Origin of the sequence: Trichococcus collinsii (assembly GCF_900107505.1) — a bacterium.
Classification (GTDB): domain Bacteria; phylum Bacillota; class Bacilli; order Lactobacillales; family Aerococcaceae; genus Trichococcus; species Trichococcus collinsii.
The window spans coordinates 742,085-756,891 of sequence record NZ_FNQH01000001.1 but is presented as its reverse complement, the minus strand read 5'-3'; the positions used below and the strand labels follow the sequence as shown (position 1 = coordinate 756,891).

General features: G+C 44.2%; 36 protein-coding genes. 32 read left to right on the top strand and 4 right to left on the bottom strand.

All coding sequences use genetic code 11. From position 1 onward, the window contains the following. The first annotated feature begins 9 nt into the window (after positions 1-9). The 32 genes from BLV66_RS03685 (at position 10) to BLV66_RS03545 (ending at position 12,936) form a co-directional block, all read left to right on the top strand. Positions 10-672: a putative HNHc nuclease gene (locus BLV66_RS03685; RefSeq protein ID WP_086986794.1), complete on the top strand. Its 663-nt coding sequence runs from the start codon at positions 10-12 to the stop codon at positions 670-672. Positions 673-676: 4 nt separating this feature from the next. After that, positions 677-1,441, top strand: coding sequence for a conserved phage C-terminal domain-containing protein (locus tag BLV66_RS03680; protein WP_086986793.1), 765 nt, complete (start codon positions 677-679; stop codon positions 1,439-1,441). After that, the gene (locus BLV66_RS03675; protein ID WP_086986792.1) at positions 1,422-2,234 is read left to right on the top strand and encodes an ATP-binding protein; all 813 of its coding nucleotides are present in this window, start codon (positions 1,422-1,424) and stop codon (positions 2,232-2,234) included. The genes BLV66_RS03680 and BLV66_RS03675 overlap by 20 nt, the downstream gene beginning before the upstream one ends. Positions 2,235-2,245: 11 nt before the next feature. After that, the gene (locus BLV66_RS15515; protein ID WP_176974111.1) at positions 2,246-2,416 is read left to right on the top strand and encodes a hypothetical protein; all 171 of its coding nucleotides are present in this window, start codon (positions 2,246-2,248) and stop codon (positions 2,414-2,416) included. Then, positions 2,413-2,775 carry a hypothetical protein gene (locus tag BLV66_RS03670; RefSeq protein WP_086986791.1) on the top strand — a complete coding sequence of 121 codons (363 nt, stop codon included), beginning with the start codon at positions 2,413-2,415 and terminating at the stop codon, positions 2,773-2,775. The genes BLV66_RS15515 and BLV66_RS03670 overlap by 4 nt, the downstream gene beginning before the upstream one ends. A gap of 14 nt (positions 2,776-2,789) precedes the next feature. Beyond that, positions 2,790-2,930 carry a hypothetical protein gene (locus tag BLV66_RS15510; RefSeq protein ID WP_176974110.1) on the top strand — a complete coding sequence of 47 codons (141 nt, stop codon included), beginning with the start codon at positions 2,790-2,792 and terminating at the stop codon, positions 2,928-2,930. A 5-nt stretch (positions 2,931-2,935) separates the two neighbouring features. Then, the gene (locus BLV66_RS03665; protein ID WP_143033090.1) at positions 2,936-3,340 is read left to right on the top strand and encodes a YopX family protein; all 405 of its coding nucleotides are present in this window, start codon (positions 2,936-2,938) and stop codon (positions 3,338-3,340) included. A gap of 140 nt (positions 3,341-3,480) precedes the next feature. Next, complete coding sequence (locus BLV66_RS03660; protein ID WP_086986790.1) at positions 3,481-3,888, top strand: Cas9 inhibitor AcrIIA9 family protein; 408 nt, start codon at positions 3,481-3,483, stop codon at positions 3,886-3,888. Continuing rightward, positions 3,885-5,231, top strand: a complete 1,347-nt coding sequence (locus BLV66_RS03655; RefSeq protein WP_086986789.1) for a PcfJ domain-containing protein — start codon at positions 3,885-3,887, stop codon at positions 5,229-5,231. The genes BLV66_RS03660 and BLV66_RS03655 overlap by 4 nt, the downstream gene beginning before the upstream one ends. 13 nt (positions 5,232-5,244) lie before the next feature. Beyond that, the gene (locus tag BLV66_RS03650) at positions 5,245-5,445 is read left to right on the top strand and encodes a hypothetical protein (protein ID WP_086986788.1); all 201 of its coding nucleotides are present in this window, start codon (positions 5,245-5,247) and stop codon (positions 5,443-5,445) included. Continuing rightward, entirely contained in the window at positions 5,438-5,725 is a 288-nt protein-coding gene (locus BLV66_RS03645) for a hypothetical protein (protein WP_086986787.1), read from the top strand. The genes BLV66_RS03650 and BLV66_RS03645 overlap by 8 nt, the downstream gene beginning before the upstream one ends. A gap of 130 nt (positions 5,726-5,855) precedes the next feature. Next, positions 5,856-6,212 carry a hypothetical protein gene (locus BLV66_RS03640; protein WP_086986786.1) on the top strand — a complete coding sequence of 119 codons (357 nt, stop codon included), beginning with the start codon at positions 5,856-5,858 and terminating at the stop codon, positions 6,210-6,212. After that, on the top strand, positions 6,212-6,415 hold the full coding sequence (locus BLV66_RS03635; protein ID WP_086986785.1) for a hypothetical protein: 204 nt from the start codon (positions 6,212-6,214) through the stop codon (positions 6,413-6,415). Before BLV66_RS03640 ends, BLV66_RS03635 begins: the two co-directional genes overlap by 1 nt. Further along, positions 6,412-6,564, top strand: coding sequence for a hypothetical protein (locus BLV66_RS15505; RefSeq protein WP_176974109.1), 153 nt, complete (start codon positions 6,412-6,414; stop codon positions 6,562-6,564). The genes BLV66_RS03635 and BLV66_RS15505 overlap by 4 nt, the downstream gene beginning before the upstream one ends. Beyond that, positions 6,561-6,695, top strand: coding sequence for a hypothetical protein (locus tag BLV66_RS15735; RefSeq protein ID WP_256327590.1), 135 nt, complete (start codon positions 6,561-6,563; stop codon positions 6,693-6,695). The genes BLV66_RS15505 and BLV66_RS15735 overlap by 4 nt, the downstream gene beginning before the upstream one ends. 21 nt (positions 6,696-6,716) lie before the next feature. Further along, positions 6,717-6,941, top strand: coding sequence for a hypothetical protein (locus BLV66_RS03630; protein ID WP_086986784.1), 225 nt, complete (start codon positions 6,717-6,719; stop codon positions 6,939-6,941). Beyond that, positions 6,941-7,351, top strand: coding sequence for a YopX family protein (locus BLV66_RS03625; protein ID WP_086986783.1), 411 nt, complete (start codon positions 6,941-6,943; stop codon positions 7,349-7,351). Before BLV66_RS03630 ends, BLV66_RS03625 begins: the two co-directional genes overlap by 1 nt. Before the next feature lie 75 nt (positions 7,352-7,426). Beyond that, a complete protein-coding gene (locus BLV66_RS03620) occupies positions 7,427-7,630 on the top strand; it encodes a protein kinase family protein (RefSeq protein ID WP_086986782.1) in 204 nt (67 codons plus the stop codon). After that, positions 7,627-7,911: a hypothetical protein gene (locus BLV66_RS03615; RefSeq protein ID WP_086986781.1), complete on the top strand. Its 285-nt coding sequence runs from the start codon at positions 7,627-7,629 to the stop codon at positions 7,909-7,911. The genes BLV66_RS03620 and BLV66_RS03615 overlap by 4 nt, the downstream gene beginning before the upstream one ends. Further along, complete coding sequence (locus BLV66_RS15730) at positions 7,901-8,464, top strand: DUF1599 domain-containing protein (protein WP_245826707.1); 564 nt, start codon at positions 7,901-7,903, stop codon at positions 8,462-8,464. The genes BLV66_RS03615 and BLV66_RS15730 overlap by 11 nt, the downstream gene beginning before the upstream one ends. A 3-nt stretch (positions 8,465-8,467) precedes the next feature. Further along, positions 8,468-8,857 carry a YoqU family phage-derived protein gene (locus BLV66_RS03605; RefSeq protein WP_086986780.1) on the top strand — a complete coding sequence of 130 codons (390 nt, stop codon included), beginning with the start codon at positions 8,468-8,470 and terminating at the stop codon, positions 8,855-8,857. Then, a complete protein-coding gene (locus tag BLV66_RS03600) occupies positions 8,857-9,120 on the top strand; it encodes a hypothetical protein (protein WP_086986779.1) in 264 nt (87 codons plus the stop codon). Before BLV66_RS03605 ends, BLV66_RS03600 begins: the two co-directional genes overlap by 1 nt. Next, positions 9,117-9,476: a hypothetical protein gene (locus tag BLV66_RS03595; protein WP_086986778.1), complete on the top strand. Its 360-nt coding sequence runs from the start codon at positions 9,117-9,119 to the stop codon at positions 9,474-9,476. Before BLV66_RS03600 ends, BLV66_RS03595 begins: the two co-directional genes overlap by 4 nt. 231 nt (positions 9,477-9,707) lie before the next feature. Then, a complete protein-coding gene (locus tag BLV66_RS03585; RefSeq protein WP_086986776.1) occupies positions 9,708-9,920 on the top strand; it encodes a hypothetical protein in 213 nt (70 codons plus the stop codon). Then, complete coding sequence (gene ssb / locus BLV66_RS03580) at positions 9,917-10,387, top strand: single-stranded DNA-binding protein (protein WP_086986775.1); 471 nt, start codon at positions 9,917-9,919, stop codon at positions 10,385-10,387. The genes BLV66_RS03585 and ssb overlap by 4 nt, the downstream gene beginning before the upstream one ends. A 10-nt stretch (positions 10,388-10,397) precedes the next feature. After that, the gene (locus BLV66_RS03575; protein ID WP_086986774.1) at positions 10,398-10,913 is read left to right on the top strand and encodes a hypothetical protein; all 516 of its coding nucleotides are present in this window, start codon (positions 10,398-10,400) and stop codon (positions 10,911-10,913) included. Further along, positions 10,892-11,350, top strand: coding sequence for a hypothetical protein (locus BLV66_RS03570; protein ID WP_086986773.1), 459 nt, complete (start codon positions 10,892-10,894; stop codon positions 11,348-11,350). The genes BLV66_RS03575 and BLV66_RS03570 overlap by 22 nt, the downstream gene beginning before the upstream one ends. Beyond that, complete coding sequence (locus tag BLV66_RS03565) at positions 11,347-11,529, top strand: hypothetical protein (protein WP_086986772.1); 183 nt, start codon at positions 11,347-11,349, stop codon at positions 11,527-11,529. The genes BLV66_RS03570 and BLV66_RS03565 overlap by 4 nt, the downstream gene beginning before the upstream one ends. Further along, positions 11,526-11,954 (top strand): hypothetical protein, encoded by a 429-nt coding sequence (locus BLV66_RS03560; protein WP_086986771.1) that lies wholly within the window; start codon positions 11,526-11,528, stop codon positions 11,952-11,954. The genes BLV66_RS03565 and BLV66_RS03560 overlap by 4 nt, the downstream gene beginning before the upstream one ends. A 2-nt stretch (positions 11,955-11,956) precedes the next feature. Next, positions 11,957-12,268 (top strand): hypothetical protein, encoded by a 312-nt coding sequence (locus BLV66_RS03555; protein ID WP_086986770.1) that lies wholly within the window; start codon positions 11,957-11,959, stop codon positions 12,266-12,268. A gap of 2 nt (positions 12,269-12,270) precedes the next feature. Then, positions 12,271-12,462, top strand: a complete 192-nt coding sequence (locus tag BLV66_RS03550; protein ID WP_086986769.1) for a hypothetical protein — start codon at positions 12,271-12,273, stop codon at positions 12,460-12,462. Positions 12,463-12,528: 66 nt separating this feature from the next. Then, positions 12,529-12,936, top strand: coding sequence for a DUF722 domain-containing protein (locus BLV66_RS03545; RefSeq protein ID WP_176974108.1), 408 nt, complete (start codon positions 12,529-12,531; stop codon positions 12,934-12,936). Between the two features lie 90 nt (positions 12,937-13,026). On the opposite strand, the gene BLV66_RS03540 is transcribed toward BLV66_RS03545, so the two are convergent. From BLV66_RS03540 to BLV66_RS03525, 4 genes are all read right to left on the bottom strand, one after another. Further along, positions 13,027-13,491 (bottom strand): hypothetical protein, encoded by a 465-nt coding sequence (locus BLV66_RS03540; RefSeq protein WP_086986767.1) that lies wholly within the window; start codon positions 13,489-13,491, stop codon positions 13,027-13,029. Positions 13,492-13,501: 10 nt separating this feature from the next. Further along, the gene (locus BLV66_RS03535; RefSeq protein WP_218131789.1) at positions 13,502-13,699 is read right to left on the bottom strand and encodes an XRE family transcriptional regulator; all 198 of its coding nucleotides are present in this window, start codon (positions 13,697-13,699) and stop codon (positions 13,502-13,504) included. A gap of 49 nt (positions 13,700-13,748) precedes the next feature. Further along, positions 13,749-14,285 (bottom strand): hypothetical protein, encoded by a 537-nt coding sequence (locus BLV66_RS03530; RefSeq protein ID WP_086986766.1) that lies wholly within the window; start codon positions 14,283-14,285, stop codon positions 13,749-13,751. A 101-nt stretch (positions 14,286-14,386) separates the two neighbouring features. Further along, positions 14,387-14,794 carry a hypothetical protein gene (locus BLV66_RS03525; protein WP_086986765.1) on the bottom strand — a complete coding sequence of 136 codons (408 nt, stop codon included), beginning with the start codon at positions 14,792-14,794 and terminating at the stop codon, positions 14,387-14,389. Positions 14,795-14,807: the final 13 nt, after the last annotated feature.

Genomic DNA, 14,807 nt, shown 5'->3' with positions numbered 1-14,807 from the left:
GGTGATTGGATGGAATACGAAGGGAAACTAATCAGAGCGCAGGGCGATGAAGTCACTTTCAAATTGGATCGTGACTTCGACCTTGCGGAAGCGCATCGGTTATCCCTTTCAGGATTTCCGAGAGCTATCATCAAACCAATTGATGATAGAGCTGTTACAAAGGCTCAATTCGGCATGATTTATGGTCTGTTTAACGATATTTCGATTTATACGGGTTATCCGCCGGACTACATCAAAGAACTCATGAAGGCCATGTTTTCGGCTTATAAAAGCATTGAAGATTTCAGCATGGAAGGGTACGGCATCAGTCAGGTTTTTGCCGGCGAATTTATCGAATACATAATCGAATTTTGCTTCGAACAAGAAATACCTTTCAAGTATCAGAAATTCCACCTTAGCAGCGATATCACGCGTGTGCTATTCCTTTACATGAAACACGGTGCTTGCTTCTGCTGCGGTAAGCCGAATTCGGATGCAGCGCATTACGAGACTGTTGGTATGGGGCGCGATAGAAGGTCGATAGACCATAGCAAACACCGTTACATGCGCCTATGCCGCAAACATCACCAAGAGCAGCATCAAATAGGGTTGCAGACGTTCATGAAAAAGCATGTGATTGTACCGATCAAATTATCTCCACAGCAAGTAAAAGAATTCAAGATAGGAGGGTGAGCGAGTGGCTCAAAGAAGAATGTTCAGCAAAAAAATAACGGAAACCGATTTGTTTCTGGATATGCCGATGTCAACGCAGTGCTTGTATTTCCACCTGAATATGGCGGCTGATGACGATGGATTTATAGGTAACGTAAAGACGGCGAAGCGCATGATTGGCGCAAGTGATGATGACCTGAAGCTTTTGATGGCTAAGGAGTTCATTATTCCTTTCGAAAGCGGCGTTGTTGTCATCAAGGATTGGAAGATTCACAACTATATTCGGTCAGACAGGTATGCCGAAACGGTATACCTCGATGAAAAGGAACAACTTTCCGTCAGCGATAACGGGCGTTATGTGTTCGGTGCGCAAAAAGGCATACCAAATGACATACCAGATGACATACCAAAGGTAGACGGATGGGATACACAGGTTAGGTTAGGTAAGGATAGGTTAGGTAAGGGTAAGAAAGAGATATTGTCCGGCGATGCCGAACCCTCTATCCCTTTTTCGGAAATCATCTCTTACCTGAACGAAAAAACAGAACGATCTTTCAAGCCTGTTGAGTCTCATAGGAAAAATATCAGAGCAAGATGGAACGAAGGGTACAGAACAGACGACTTCAAAAAAGTCGTTGATAACAAGTGTGCTGATTGGTTGCAGGACGAAAAGATGAGTAAGTACCTGCAGCCAAGTACATTGTTCGGAACGAAATTCGATCAGTACCTAAATCAAGTGCCGACAAAACCACGAAAGGGGCCGGATAGTTATGGAGGAATCGTTTACTAGCAGCATGGGTCTGCTGAAGAACCTACTCCTGGAGAGCGATCAGATTTGCGAAGTTCACAACGAGCCGATGCATCAATATCGAGGTCATATCGCTTGTCAGAAGTGCCAACGGGAGAAAGTTCAGAAGGAAGACGAAGAATTGATTCAAAACCTCACAAAAAGACACCATAAACGCATTACGTTCGACAGGCTATATAAAGACTCCATCGTTGGTGATCACACGCTTAGAGAGGCAAATTTTGATAATTTCGTGGTAGATGATGAAGAGTCGGAGCGAAACAAGTTAGCGGCAAGACTCATTGCAGGCAGGTATATGAGAGGCGAAGTTTTCAACACGTTGCTGACGGGAACTGCAGGAGCCGGAAAAAGCCATTTAGCTATGAGCATCCTGAAGGCTGTGAACGAACATGCGGATCCGTACATGAGTTGTTTATTCCTTTCTTTGGACGAATTTCTTCTGGATATCCGCAGCACCTACAACGACAAAATTACGCAGGAAGATGAACGCTCACTAATCGATCGTGTCGCGGTAGTTGACTTGCTTGTTATCGATGATCTGGGCGCCGAAACCGGACCCATCGGAACGGACAAAAGCGCATCGAACTTCACGCAACGGATGTTGTACACGCTGATGAACCGCAGGCAAGACAAATCGACGATTATCACAACAAACTTAAGCAGCGACCAGGTTTCTGCTATGTACGATAGCAAGGTAATCAGCAGGCTTTATCGGAACTTAGGCGGGAACATTCTGAAGTTCAAAAACGATAGGGATAGGCGCATTAAATTCTAGGAGGCTTCGTCATGACTGACACGGAAATAAAAGAAATCGATGACCGGATTGCGAATTTGCGGTCCAGCCAGAAAGACTTAGGATGCGAACGCTGCGACAAAGGCGTGGTGTATGTCGAAACAGAGAATTGGGGCATCGTTTTTAAAAAGTGCCCGCATTGCAGCGAGGAGGCATCAGAATGAAATACGAATTAGGCGATAAAGTGCGGATCAAAAAATATTGGAAAAGGCAAAACCAAACGGAACAGCTGCAAAAGATGGGGATTTCTGATCTCGAAGAGCATTTGATGTCCGATGAAATGGCAGGCGACTGCATGCACCTCGACAAATTCAAAAAGGAGCCAATTGAAGAAGTTGGTTATATCTGCGGAACGAGGGAATTCAAGGTCAATTATGGTGTGACTTACGTTTTCGATGAAGGTACCCTTGACATCGGCATCCGGCAGATGGATGAAAAAACGGTAAAAGCATACCTCGTAGCGACACGCATGAATTGTTTGAGACGCGTAAGTTTTGAAGATATCGAATACATCAAAGTTTAACCAGGAGGAAGCAAATGGCTAAAAAATACGACTGCATCCTGATTGATGTCACACGCAATAAAGCTGTAGGCAGATTCAAAACGATGCAAGAGGCGCTGAAATATGCGCGTGAAGAAGGGTTGAAGACGGTCACTTGGGAATTTGTGAAGGAGTGATAGTAGTGAATGATAATAAGTTTCGAGGGAAGACAGAAAATGGCGAATGGAAGCGCGGTCTGCTCACTTTTATGTTTGGGCAATACGCGATAGTTAATCCGATTGACGAAAACTCCGTTTACCTAATCGATAAAGAAACGGCTGGACAATTTACCAAGATAAAAGGCACGGGTGGCCGCGAAATCTATGACGGCGACATCATCCGATTGAGGGAGAGAACGGTAAACGGTACCGAATTAACGCATATCTGCAGAGTGTACCAAAAGGGAAATGGCATGTGGATGACGGAAGGGCACCCTGAACACGATCGTAAATACCGCACGAGATTATCCCTCTATCCATATCGACATGAGGCGGAAGTCATTGGAAATGCGTACGATAATCCCGAGTTGTTGGAGGTGTGCCTGTGAAGCGAATTTACTATTACGCCGATGAAATGGGAATGGAGCACTTTTTCTCCGATCCTTTAACAAAAGAAGAGCTAATTATAAATGGATACCGATTTTTGAGAAGTGAAAAAATTGATCATTATCCCTGGGAGGAATAGAAGATGCCAAACATAAAAACGCAGGCGCACGCTAAAATGCTCCAAGAAATGAACGGCGAACATAGCGGTGCTGAAGATGCCATTCACAATTGGTTATGTGATCAGGATGATGAAACGTTGCTGCAAGGGATTTTGAAAGAAGGCTCCACAATAAAAGGCGCCATGAAATATTGCGTATCGCAAGCGGAGAAGCAAAAAACAGGCAATGCCGCTATGGTGGATGATCAAACGGTCTTTTCTTGGGTGAGAAAGTATTTTGTATCCGACGATCAAGTTGAAGTTGAAAATACCCCGGCTGTTGTTACGGTAGCTGCTAAATCGGCTCCAAAAGTCAAAGTGGAAAGCAAACGAAAAGAAACTCCGAAAAAAACAGAGGAGCTAGAGCAGCTGAGCCTGCTTGACTTCTTATGACTACGAAAGAGCCGAAATACTACTTTGAAAACAAATTAAAGCCGCCGAAGGCATTCTTTGATTGGTGCTATTCTCAAATATCGACGTTCAAATGGTCAAACAAACAAAAAACCATTCTGGCGTCGGATAGGTCGGATTGCTTTGTTATTGAAAGGCGGCTGACCAAGCAATCCAACCTGACTTTCTTTGATAAGTTTTACTCTTTTGCAACCGTGTTGGTCACGGCCAAGCGGATTGAAATACAGTCCTATGGCTTTTGGTCAAGGGTTACAGAAGGCAAGCAAACGATCGAATGCGAGTTGACGAACTTCGAACAATTCGCGGGCGGTAAGCACGTTATGGTGACGCGTTTAGATAATGGGCGCCCCGTCTTCGGATTAACCCCAAACAAGCCGTTTGGCGGCCCGTATGCCGGCGTTAAGCTGTATACGAACGGGTGGGCGGATAAGATTAGCAACACATCGGAATTGCGCTATCTAAGAATCGAACAGCTTTCCGCTTTCGATATCGAGAACATTTATAAATACAGAAAAGAAATAGAGTTCCTGCAGAAAATAAACGCGAACGCTTTGGCCAACCAGGTGATGTTTCCGAGGTATATGAATAACGTATATGGCTCTTGGCGGAAGAATGTTGATATGCGAACAATCAACGAGAATTGGCTCAGGAAAAACAAGCAGTTTTTCAAAAACTCTAGTCGCACTTTCCTCGAGTACGAACTCGAAAAAAGGATCAAAGAACGGAACGGGAAAGTTGTCCCTGGAATTGAAAGATACCTTGATTACCGGGATATCAACAAAGTGCCTAAGGGTGTCGGAATAATTAGGTTCCAAAATTGGATGATAAAAAATAAGGTCAATTTCAAGTATTACCTTGATTATTTATCCTTGTTGAAAGATTTAGGGATCGAGTTGGATGAAAACCTCATACTCCCTAAAGATCTGAAGAAGGCGCATGACAACGCGGTGGAATTGCTTAATCAAATGCAGCGCGAAGTGAATGAAAAAATGTACGAAAAACGCCTGAAGGCTATTTTGAAATACGAAACCGTTGTAGGAGATTGCGCATTCTTGGTACCGAAAGATTTGAATGAGTTAGTTGCTGAAGGAAAGGCGCTCCATCATTGCGTTGGTGGCAGCGGTTATATAGATAGTCATAAGCAAGGGAAGACGACGATCGTTTTTATTCGTCAAAAAGAAGCTATCGAAAAGCCTTTTTACACCTTGGAGCTGAAGAACGAAAACATTATCCAGCTCAGAGGCAAACACAATCAAGTGGCTCCTCCGGAGATTAAGGAAGCGGCAGAAAGCTGGTTAGGTTGGCTGAAAAAACAAAAATCATGATGGAGGTAGAAGGATGAAATGCAGAGTAAGGGTAGGGAACTTGTATTTTTCAAGATGGCTTGGTGATGACGCTCTCATGATCGTTGACGATTCGCCTGGCGCGAAGTACGCAGCGAGGTTGTTCCAAAATAGCAATCAAGCGCTTAGTGTAGCCAAGGAGATTGGCGGAACCGTTGAACACATTGATAAAGAGGAGGAAACGAATAATGACTGAAGAAAAATTAGCAGGTTTAGGATATGTATTTCCAGAAAGAGTCAACGTCCTTTTGGTTAGAAACAAAGAAGGGGAATACTCACTTACATTCACAAAATTCAGAAACAAGAAAACCAAACTGGAGAACATCAAGTTCAGCGATACGGGCGCTTTCTTTTTCGATGGGAGTTCGGTTACTTGTTTAGGTATCTACGACTTTGCCACCTTCGATGATTTTTACAAAGAAATTGATCGGTTGAAAGCTAAATGGACCAGTGCGAAGGAAGTGCCTGCGGAATGAACGGCTTAAATGAATTAATCAACGAACATGCTGCTAACTTGGAGGTTTTGGATTGCCTAACGCTAGAATCGTTTAAAAATTTGTACGTGTCACTTGTTACTGCTTTGGTAGAAATTCAGGAGGAAGCGGAATGAATAAGGATACGATCTCGGAAATAGAAAAAAGCATTCAAAACGTTTATGGGTGGACGGTTTCTGGTGGCGAAGCTAAGCCGCCGGAAATGATTATGCCGCAGTGCGCAAAAGATCGAATCGCTCACTTCTGGGAGTTTCAAGAATATGGCTTATCATTTCTCGGGTGCCTGAAGTTCATACTTGCTGATGACGAAGAAGAGTGCAAAAAAGCATTTGAGTTTGGTTGTGGTGACGATTGGCTTCCGCCTTCAGATGAATTCAAATTGTGGAGGAATCGCCTGCGTAATATGAGAGAGCTTGAAGTGGCGGCCTATTTGCTTTACGGGCCGCTTTCGGATAAGGAGGAAGTGTGATGAATGTAAAAATAGTTCCAAAAGTAAAAGTAATTTCAAGTGTGCAGCCTTTCTTCCAAAAGTTAGTGAATGACTTTATCGCGGATCAAACGAAAGTCATAACTGATATTAAAATTAACACAACTTCACTTCAAAATAACGAACCCGAACACCATGCATTCATTTTTTACGACGAATGTCACCGCGAGGAGGAAGCGGAATGAATAAATACTACTTGGTTCTTCAACAATGGGTGGAAGCGGAGGATGAGGATTCTGCCAATGAGAGATTTGTAGATAGTCTGAAACACATTAGACCAAAGCATATCGACGTTTGGAACACGGAAGAGGAAGGCGAGGAGGTGCCGGAATGAGATCCTACACAGATAAAGTCGTCAAGCGTCATCTGCCCCGGACGGAGCTATCCCGCGAAGAACGCAGACGCTTGGAACGTGACTCGAAGAAAAGCCAAGCGGTTTACACATTGACCGCTGCGCAGATCTAGAAAATCAAAAAAGACGCCACCATGGAAGCCACAAAGAAAGCCTTTCTCATGATGATGGGCTTTCCGCTTCTAACGCTGCGTGACAAGTTTGGCTTCGGCAAAGCGCGGTTGAATCGGTTCATGGAAAACATGCTCAACTTGTATGAGGCATACGAGAACGACTACGTAGACCTCGATGATTTGAACAATACGATCCTGGAAGAGACTGGCGTCACGTTACTGGAAAAACGAGAAGGGAAGTATTAATGATGTGCGAAGTTAAATACAAAGCTTATTGGCATAATTCGAAGCTGACGACACTCGTGGATACTATCGATTTTTTAGAAGGCGGCATCCGCGTTTCTGATGGATGCATGCATACAGGTTGGGCAGGTAGTCATTGCACGCTCAGACAATACACAGGCCTGAAGAAAGATTCGCACGGAAAAGAAGTATTTGAAGGCGACATCATTGAAGCCGTTTTTGAACTGCTTGATGGCGAACTGAAAACCATCATGGATAGGGGAGTGGTCGTTAAGAAGGATTATGCCTTCCAGGTACAGACGTTCGAAGGTCCTTACGATCCATTGCACGAATGGGAACGGCTGTCTGAAGAACTGAAGGTCATTGGAAACATTTACGAGAATCCAGAAATGCTGCCAGAGGTTACAGAATGAATCCACCACTAATCGCAGAACTACTGGCAATCGCTATTGTAATGGTATTGTTACTAGATTTTAGGAGGTAGAGGGATGGTATACGGAAGAAAAAGCGCCATGCGGTTATTCGTTGCTTACAAATTTCAAAATGGGTCAGGATACACAACGCTCCGGGTAAAAAACTACAAAGGCGTTAACGCGCGGGTTTTGAGCGAAATTGCAGCACACCTGCAGGAAAACGCTCCTGATGTAAAGGGGAATATCATCATCACAAACTGGAAGGAGTTGCGACCATGAATATCATAAACGCCCTTTTAGGGGTAATGAGCGAGGAACAAAAGAACAAGGCGCTAAGCGATATGCTGAGCAATAATAATTTTCGGATTGGGAAGATTGAAAACGATCGATACGTAATCATGCAGCAGTACGAAGCTTTTGCCGAATTTTGGTTAAAAAGAAACGGCGGGCTAACTATTTCGTATTGTACGGCTTACGATCGGCTTGAATTAACAGAAAAAATTATGTTGAATCTGTTGATTAACAAGTTTGTGGAGGGAGGTAGAAGTGATGAGATTTAAAGTGGGCGATAAGGTTAAGATTCGTGAGGTGTTGCCAGAAGCTTCAGAATATTGGGTTTGTGACGAAATGCTAAAATACAGCGGCACTAAAACGCTTGTAGAAGTGGTTTTGTCAGATTGTTATAGATTGGCAATAGATGATGGAAAGTGGAGCTGGAATGATGAAATGCTCGAGGCGTACCCGTATCCACAATCGCCATTCGGTTTCAGCATGCACACGAGAGAGGGCGGCGGCATGAAGATATTAAAAACTGATTCGTCCGATGAACCGGACGACCTACCGGAAGATTCGAAAGTAATGCGGCACAAAGAAATCACTGAAGAGCTGACCGCCATCTACGAAGCAAAGAATCACGACTATGGCGACAGCTTCCGAGAGACGTATCGCAAATTGGGCATAATTTCAGCCGTTACGCGCATTACGGACAAGGTAAACAGATTGCAAAGCCTAAGTACAAAAGAGCAGCGTGTTGCCGAGGAATCGATAAAAGACACGCTTATGGATTGCGCGAACTACTGCATCATGACAATCATCGCGTTGGAGGAGGAATGAGAGGTGAATGAAACTAAAGAGCAGCGACTGGAAACGGTTAACAAATTAATAACTAAAATATCTTCAGTAGGCAGAAGGTTTTTCTTCAACGAAAAAGACGGATTTATCGCTCATTTTGAATTGAAAAATAACCGCACCTATTTCGTAGACGACTACACTAAAGAATACATTTACGCATATGGTCCAAGATATTTCGATAGGGGTTTTTCCCATGGCGGGACAATGCAATCTTTAATCCTGGAATTTAGTGAATTCATACGGACAGGCAGATGCGTAAATGGGAAAAATGGTTATGGCGGTTTGTATTGCCCGTATTGGGGATATTTGCAGTCTGAAATGGTGGAAATAAGATCGTTTGCAGCTGATATCGGTTATCTCAAGGCGGGCAGCTAATGAATAAACGTCAGATCAAAAAGAGAGTGAAGCGCGCGAAAATCAATAAAGAGCGCGGCATGATTTTGAGCCTGGAAGATCGGCACTACATCCGGAACTACGGACCGAAATACCATACAAAAAAAGAGATTGCCGGATTTAATAATTTCTTCGTTAGCATGCCGGGACTTGTCGAAACAGCGGTTAACGAAATAAGAAACGGACTTGCTGATTTCTTTCAGAGCTTAGCTGATGCACTTAAACCTGAGGAGGAAAAAGAATGAATAAACGCCAGTTATGGAAAAAGATAAAAAAGCGTGGTCCGATTCTTTGGGCTAACACAGACGACATCATGCGTTACGCTGGACCGTTGTACGCAGCGGACGAAAATGGCGAATTAACTGACAAGATAGTCGATTACATGCCACAGACCTACACATTCAAGGGCGTACCGACATACAACTCTTATTCTGCTATGGTACCTTGTGGAAGCAAAAAGAATCCATATGAATTTATGTATTACGATTTCGATGAGGATGAGGGAACGGGTGAGGGGTGGACGGGAATCGATTTGTACAACCCTTTGGCATTTCAAACTGAAAAAGCGTTTTTGGAACGAATTGGGGTAGGCCAGGGATGAAAAATAAATATTTGGAATTTCGCGAACTCAGCAAAAGCCCAAGCGGCAAGACCAAGATCATAAGCGTCGTTAATAATGCAACTGGATCAGCTTTAGGACAAATAAGATGGTTTGCATCTTGGAGAAAATACACATTTCATACAAATTTCGGAAATGTTTTTGATAGTGCGTGCTTGCTAGAAGTCGTTGCAGAGTTGGATAGGTTGAACCAAGAACACAAGGAGGGAAGCAATGAAACTCGATGAAGCGCTACAGCTTATAAAAGGACTGGGCTACACGGTTTGGAAAACAAAAAGAATATCTCGGTTAAGAAAAAGTTATTTGATCCGTGCGATTAACTCGGATAAAGAATATCGCTTTATGTTGGATAGGGGAAAGCTATACAAGAAAATTCCGTTGAAATCCGGAGGCGAATTCTGGGCGGAACTGGAGGAAATCAGATGAGTATAAATACAGTTGTGTTAGTTGGCAGGTTAACAAAAGATGTCGATTTACGCTATACATCAACAGGAACGGCAGTCGGGACGTTCTCTCTTGCGGTAAATAGACAGTTCACGAATCAGGCAGGCGAACGGGAAGCGGATTTCATCAATTGCGTCATTTGGAGAAAGTCAGCTGAGAATTTTGCAAACTTCACACGCAAAGGCGCATTGGTCGGTATCACAGGAAGAATTCAAACGCGGAATTACGAGGGAAATGACGGGAAACGTGTATACGTGACAGAAATCGTTGCGGATAACTTCACCTTGTTGGAGCCGAAGCAAACGACGGAGCAGCGGCCGCGGGAAAGTACGCGCGAACGCCAACAGGAGCAGAAGCGGAGCGCATACAACGATTTCAACAATACGCCGGATCCATTTGGTAGTCATGGCGAAGAAATTAATATCGATGATGATTCGCTTCCGTTTTAGGAGGTAACTGATGAAAACGGATATAACAAAGCAGGTTGAGCATGCGTTATGGGTAAAAAATAGAAAAATGGGCACCTTCGGATGCTTCGAGGTTTCCATAGGCTTCAACGGTGATTATCGCGGCGGGGTGGAACGCGTTGACTTTATAACCTATAACACCAAAGGCGAGGTTTATTGTTATGAAATCAAAGTGAGCAAATCAGATTTCAACAGTCTGGCCAAAAAGACGTTTATCGGAGATTTCAATTACTACGTCATGCCCCAAACTTTGTGGGACGAATTGAGCAAAGACAAAGATTTTCGTTGGAGCCTATACGATGTTGGCGTTTATACGATTTACGATAATCGCAGTTTAGGGCTTACGTGTGTCAAGCCAGCAAAAAGAAAACAAGTATCAGTTGGGATGAAGGCCGTTGTTTTAGAAAGTATGGTCCGATCGCTGAACAGGGAAGTTTCAAAATTGTATAAAATAAATCCGCCTTGGGAACGCGAGGATGGTGCTGGATGCGAATTCTTGAAGGATTGAAATTAGAATGGGCTGAAGCTGAATTGGTTGCGTTCAGGACTATGTGGATGACACGGGTGCCGATAGCGGATATCGCGCAAAGGCTTGGATGCAGCGAGTCAGAAGTCGCGTTGTTGGTTATTGACCAAGCGGAAAAAGAAATAATTGGAGAGTGGGGAAAAGAGATGGAACCAGTGACGGAGGCGGTCAACATCTACGGGGAAATAATAAAAGGACACGTTGTCCGCGAGAATATAAATACAGTAATCATCCAGTCAGATGATGGCGCACACCACGTTGTCAGAAATGAGCGGATCGGGAAAAAGGCAAAGACGCGCGGTATAAATCACAAGTATGGATTTGATCGTGAACGCGTCGAAGGTTATGGGCATGCGCCGGACAAACGCGCGATGCATCACAACAACCGTAGTCAAAAGACTGTGAGGGGCGAAAAATGACCAGACAAGAGGCAGTCGATAAGTTAAAGGCGCTTTATGGCGATGTTGTTTACATCAAGCATGATCTGTATGCAACAAAAAAGAATGGCGTAACAACGTTGTTTAAGATCACTGACGGAAATTTGTACAAGAGGATAGATGATGATATTCACTTTTTTAGATGGGAGGAAGTTGAATGAAAATTGATAGAGAAAAACATCTGAAGACATTGTGGTATGAGGACATGGATGGAAAAGTAATCGAAACGAATAAAACAGATTGGACGCCCCCAATGTTTGATGGCCCGCACATTCAAGTCTCGCGGTTCCCGTTCCAATTGACAACCTCCTACCTGAAAATAGATGATACCGCAAACACTCGTTGCAAAGAGATCATGAGAGCGAACGAAACTTGGAATCAAGGGTTAGTTCTTAATATCGCCAATGCCGGAGAGTACACGTTAAACGAAGCAATCATCATTGCTGCAACCTCTTGCGAAAGATGCATTAACGTCCTCATCCATAAATATGGCGGGTACAAGGACGATCCCGGGTATGCGGAAGGCAGCGAGGAGTGGCTGCGTTGCGGAACAAGCTGCCAGTTTTGTAAAGGCTCGGAGGTATAGGGATGAATGATCCTGATATATTCAAGAACCCTTGCGGAGTGTGCGGCAAAAAATCAGCTACTCGCCTATGCGATTTCATAATAGATTACCACAGTACGATTTTTTACAGGGATTTCCAAGATTTCAAGAATCAAGGGAGATTGGAAACGTGCGACTTGCCTATGTGTGATGGTTGTGCAACTGAACACGTCGGGCACGACTTTTGTCCGCAACACGAAAAATTATTCCATCAGTTGAAACTGACTGACGAAAAACAGATAAAAGCGCAATTCAGACAGAAGGCAAGATATTTATTTGAATCCAAGGAGGGCTGACCGTGTATCATATCTATCGGGCAAGGAAGAAGAAGCGGCTGGTGTATGCTGAGGCGTGGGATTTCAAGCACAACGCGCGGAACGAATGGTATATCGGCTATACAAACGAATTGACATATAAAGTGATAGATGAATTGGACTTGCAGTATATGGGCTACATGACGCACGAAGAGTTGGAAACGATAATCGGTTAAATATTAATGCAGGTACAATTATCACAACAGCCCAGGCACGAAAGGGCGCGAATCAGGAGGGACAGGGTGAAGAATTATACAAGAGATTACCTGAAGGGCGTTTTGCGGGAATACCCTTCTTTGGAAAAGGAAATACACAAAAGAAGAGAAAGCATCCTGAATCCTGACAGCATGAGAGTGGATGAAAATACTGGAGGCATACGCGGAAGCGAAGTGGGGCGGCCGACCGAAGCCGTTGCGGTGAAAATCATGGATGACGAGGGGATTAACAATCTGCTTATGCACAAAAATGCGATCGAGATAACGCTGAGTCAGTTTAACAAGGATGTGCAAAACGTCGTAAAGCTGAGATACTTCGAACAACTTTGTCAAGCGGATGTGTCGGAGCAGCTGGGATTGACCGTTGCAGCGATAAGAGTTAGCGAGAACGCTTTTCTGAATAGATTAGCACGAAAATTAAAGCTTATGGGCTGACAGATCGGCCGTTGTTGCGAGTCGCGAAGAGGTGGCTCTCGGAGCATGCCGCATCACGAAAAAAATATACATACCAAAAAAGCCCCACTCTTAATCGAGTGAAGGCTTTTTTGGTATATACTTTTCTTCTAGGTCCTTCCTGCCGATCATGTACGCATCCTCGGCCGTCAGGAATCCGGCTTTGTAATACTTCTTACCTGCTACTGTGATCCAAGCTTTAAACCTTTCCTCTTTTGACACCCTGGTGTAGTATCTCAGGACACCGCGGTACCCCGTTGTGCTGTCGGATCTCGGCTCCTGACCTTTAAACAACTGTACTGCGACGTCATCCACGCGCTTGGAATCGTATTTCTCACGGAGATTTATTTGCTCTTGCTCTTTTTTGAGGCAGCCGCACGACTGCGTGTCGTCGGTGGTGAGGTAGCTCGCCGGGACAACTATGACATTGCCGCAGCTGCATTGACACAACCATTGCGATCGTCCGTTTTTGCTCGGCGAACGTTCGATCACCTTAAGCCTACCAAACTCCTTGCCGATTAGATCCAAATCCTTCAAGGCCATCCTCCTATGCGTTGTCTATTTTTTGCTGATAAGCCGCCATTTTCTCGGCCGTAGCAAGAGAAATGTTGTCAACCTCGCGTTTGCCGTTTCTAAGATTCAAGATGATGGCTGTCGCTATGTCGGCTTCTTTCCCGATCCGGTACGCGCTGACATCGCTATCCAAAAGTTTTTTGATCAATTCCCGCATTGTTTCGCTTTCCATGTTCGCCATTCCTCTCTGATGCAAAAAGAGGGCAAAGCCCCCTTGCTTGCTATTTTTGATCGGTATACTCATCAATCGCTTTGAATTCGTGAGCGTGGAATTTCTCAGGAAGGCCATTGCCGAGATTGACCTCAATGATTTTTTCATCATCCTCAAAATCTGAGTAGGCATCCGCTACGTATTCCGCCCAATTTACATCTTCGTCGCCTGTGGCTTCGAGAGTCTTAAGTATCTCGGCTTTGTTTTCGTAGATTGCTATAACAGGCAACCCCCGGCGGCTGCGGTCAATCGTTTCTTTCAGTTCGATGATTTGTTCCAAACTTTGATTTTCGTTTAACATTGTAGCTTCCTCCTCTTCGATCTGCACTGTCCACCAGCTGTAGTCATAATCCTTCAAAATTCGTTCAACTTGATCCAATGTGGAGGCTTCCGAGAAATCTGGTAAAACCGCATCCGGTTCGTTCTCCAGGATCCATCCAAAAAGCTCTTCCGTGTTCTCGTTCAGGTAAGCAATAATGCCAGCAGCGGCCGCGAATTCCTTTTCGAAATCGACTTCCCCATGATTTACAACGCTTAATTTCAACATTTTATTTTCCTCCTCAATGTGTGCGCCGGTTTCCCGGCGGCTTATTTCGTTTCTTTATCTTAATTACATTATATACCGTACTTTATATATACGCAAGTGATTTACTTCGTTTTTTTCAATTCCTTGTAAATTCTTTTTAGATCCTCGAAGTTATCCCGGGCATATTCCTTCATTTCTTCGATATTGACATGCAAGCCGTGGTGGCCCTCGATGTAGATGGCTGTCAGCAACTCATTTTGAACCAAGTAGTTGAGCACGTCGATGGTCATCTTGATCCGGTTGGCTGAAAAGAAGGACGGTTTCATATTCTCGATGCATACATAATCAGATAGGGGCAGCGGCGCCATGTCGTAATGGAAAAGATCCTGCTGGGATAGCGGGTGATCATAGGCCACCTTTCCGAACGGGAAACCACTGCGATTAATGTGGTCCCGATCGATATCGGTGTAGCCGGATGGTTGGGTGTGCAGGTCGATGGGTCTGTGAATCAATTCATACCAGTATTTCATTTCAAAATCCTCC

Coding starts and splice junctions, on each gene's coding strand:
- BLV66_RS03685 (WP_086986794.1), top strand. CDS start 10: ATGGAATACGAAGGGAAACTAATCAGAGCGCAGGGCGATGAAGTCACT.
- BLV66_RS15515 (WP_176974111.1), top strand. CDS start 2,246: ATGACTGACACGGAAATAAAAGAAATCGATGACCGGATTGCGAATTTG.
- BLV66_RS03675 (WP_086986792.1), top strand. CDS start 1,422: ATGGAGGAATCGTTTACTAGCAGCATGGGTCTGCTGAAGAACCTACTC.
- BLV66_RS03650 (WP_086986788.1), top strand. CDS start 5,245: ATGAAATGCAGAGTAAGGGTAGGGAACTTGTATTTTTCAAGATGGCTT.
- BLV66_RS03645 (WP_086986787.1), top strand. CDS start 5,438: ATGACTGAAGAAAAATTAGCAGGTTTAGGATATGTATTTCCAGAAAGA.
- ssb (WP_086986775.1), top strand. CDS start 9,917: ATGAGTATAAATACAGTTGTGTTAGTTGGCAGGTTAACAAAAGATGTC.
- BLV66_RS03530 (WP_086986766.1), bottom strand. CDS start 14,285: ATGTTGAAATTAAGCGTTGTAAATCATGGGGAAGTCGATTTCGAAAAG.
- BLV66_RS03585 (WP_086986776.1), top strand. CDS start 9,708: ATGAAACTCGATGAAGCGCTACAGCTTATAAAAGGACTGGGCTACACG.
- BLV66_RS15505 (WP_176974109.1), top strand. CDS start 6,412: ATGAATAAATACTACTTGGTTCTTCAACAATGGGTGGAAGCGGAGGAT.
- BLV66_RS03560 (WP_086986771.1), top strand. CDS start 11,526: ATGAAAATTGATAGAGAAAAACATCTGAAGACATTGTGGTATGAGGAC.
- BLV66_RS03640 (WP_086986786.1), top strand. CDS start 5,856: ATGAATAAGGATACGATCTCGGAAATAGAAAAAAGCATTCAAAACGTT.
- BLV66_RS03660 (WP_086986790.1), top strand. CDS start 3,481: ATGCCAAACATAAAAACGCAGGCGCACGCTAAAATGCTCCAAGAAATG.
- BLV66_RS15510 (WP_176974110.1), top strand. CDS start 2,790: ATGGCTAAAAAATACGACTGCATCCTGATTGATGTCACACGCAATAAA.
- BLV66_RS03670 (WP_086986791.1), top strand. CDS start 2,413: ATGAAATACGAATTAGGCGATAAAGTGCGGATCAAAAAATATTGGAAA.
- BLV66_RS15730 (WP_245826707.1), top strand. CDS start 7,901: ATGAGATTTAAAGTGGGCGATAAGGTTAAGATTCGTGAGGTGTTGCCA.
- BLV66_RS15735 (WP_256327590.1), top strand. CDS start 6,561: ATGAGATCCTACACAGATAAAGTCGTCAAGCGTCATCTGCCCCGGACG.
- BLV66_RS03595 (WP_086986778.1), top strand. CDS start 9,117: ATGAATAAACGCCAGTTATGGAAAAAGATAAAAAAGCGTGGTCCGATT.
- BLV66_RS03625 (WP_086986783.1), top strand. CDS start 6,941: ATGATGTGCGAAGTTAAATACAAAGCTTATTGGCATAATTCGAAGCTG.
- BLV66_RS03575 (WP_086986774.1), top strand. CDS start 10,398: ATGAAAACGGATATAACAAAGCAGGTTGAGCATGCGTTATGGGTAAAA.
- BLV66_RS03635 (WP_086986785.1), top strand. CDS start 6,212: ATGAATGTAAAAATAGTTCCAAAAGTAAAAGTAATTTCAAGTGTGCAG.
- BLV66_RS03615 (WP_086986781.1), top strand. CDS start 7,627: ATGAATATCATAAACGCCCTTTTAGGGGTAATGAGCGAGGAACAAAAG.
- BLV66_RS03525 (WP_086986765.1), bottom strand. CDS start 14,794: ATGAAATACTGGTATGAATTGATTCACAGACCCATCGACCTGCACACC.
- BLV66_RS03630 (WP_086986784.1), top strand. CDS start 6,717: ATGGAAGCCACAAAGAAAGCCTTTCTCATGATGATGGGCTTTCCGCTT.
- BLV66_RS03655 (WP_086986789.1), top strand. CDS start 3,885: ATGACTACGAAAGAGCCGAAATACTACTTTGAAAACAAATTAAAGCCG.
- BLV66_RS03555 (WP_086986770.1), top strand. CDS start 11,957: ATGAATGATCCTGATATATTCAAGAACCCTTGCGGAGTGTGCGGCAAA.
- BLV66_RS03620 (WP_086986782.1), top strand. CDS start 7,427: ATGGTATACGGAAGAAAAAGCGCCATGCGGTTATTCGTTGCTTACAAA.
- BLV66_RS03600 (WP_086986779.1), top strand. CDS start 8,857: ATGAATAAACGTCAGATCAAAAAGAGAGTGAAGCGCGCGAAAATCAAT.
- BLV66_RS03565 (WP_086986772.1), top strand. CDS start 11,347: ATGACCAGACAAGAGGCAGTCGATAAGTTAAAGGCGCTTTATGGCGAT.
- BLV66_RS03570 (WP_086986773.1), top strand. CDS start 10,892: ATGCGAATTCTTGAAGGATTGAAATTAGAATGGGCTGAAGCTGAATTG.
- BLV66_RS03535 (WP_218131789.1), bottom strand. CDS start 13,699: ATGGAAAGCGAAACAATGCGGGAATTGATCAAAAAACTTTTGGATAGC.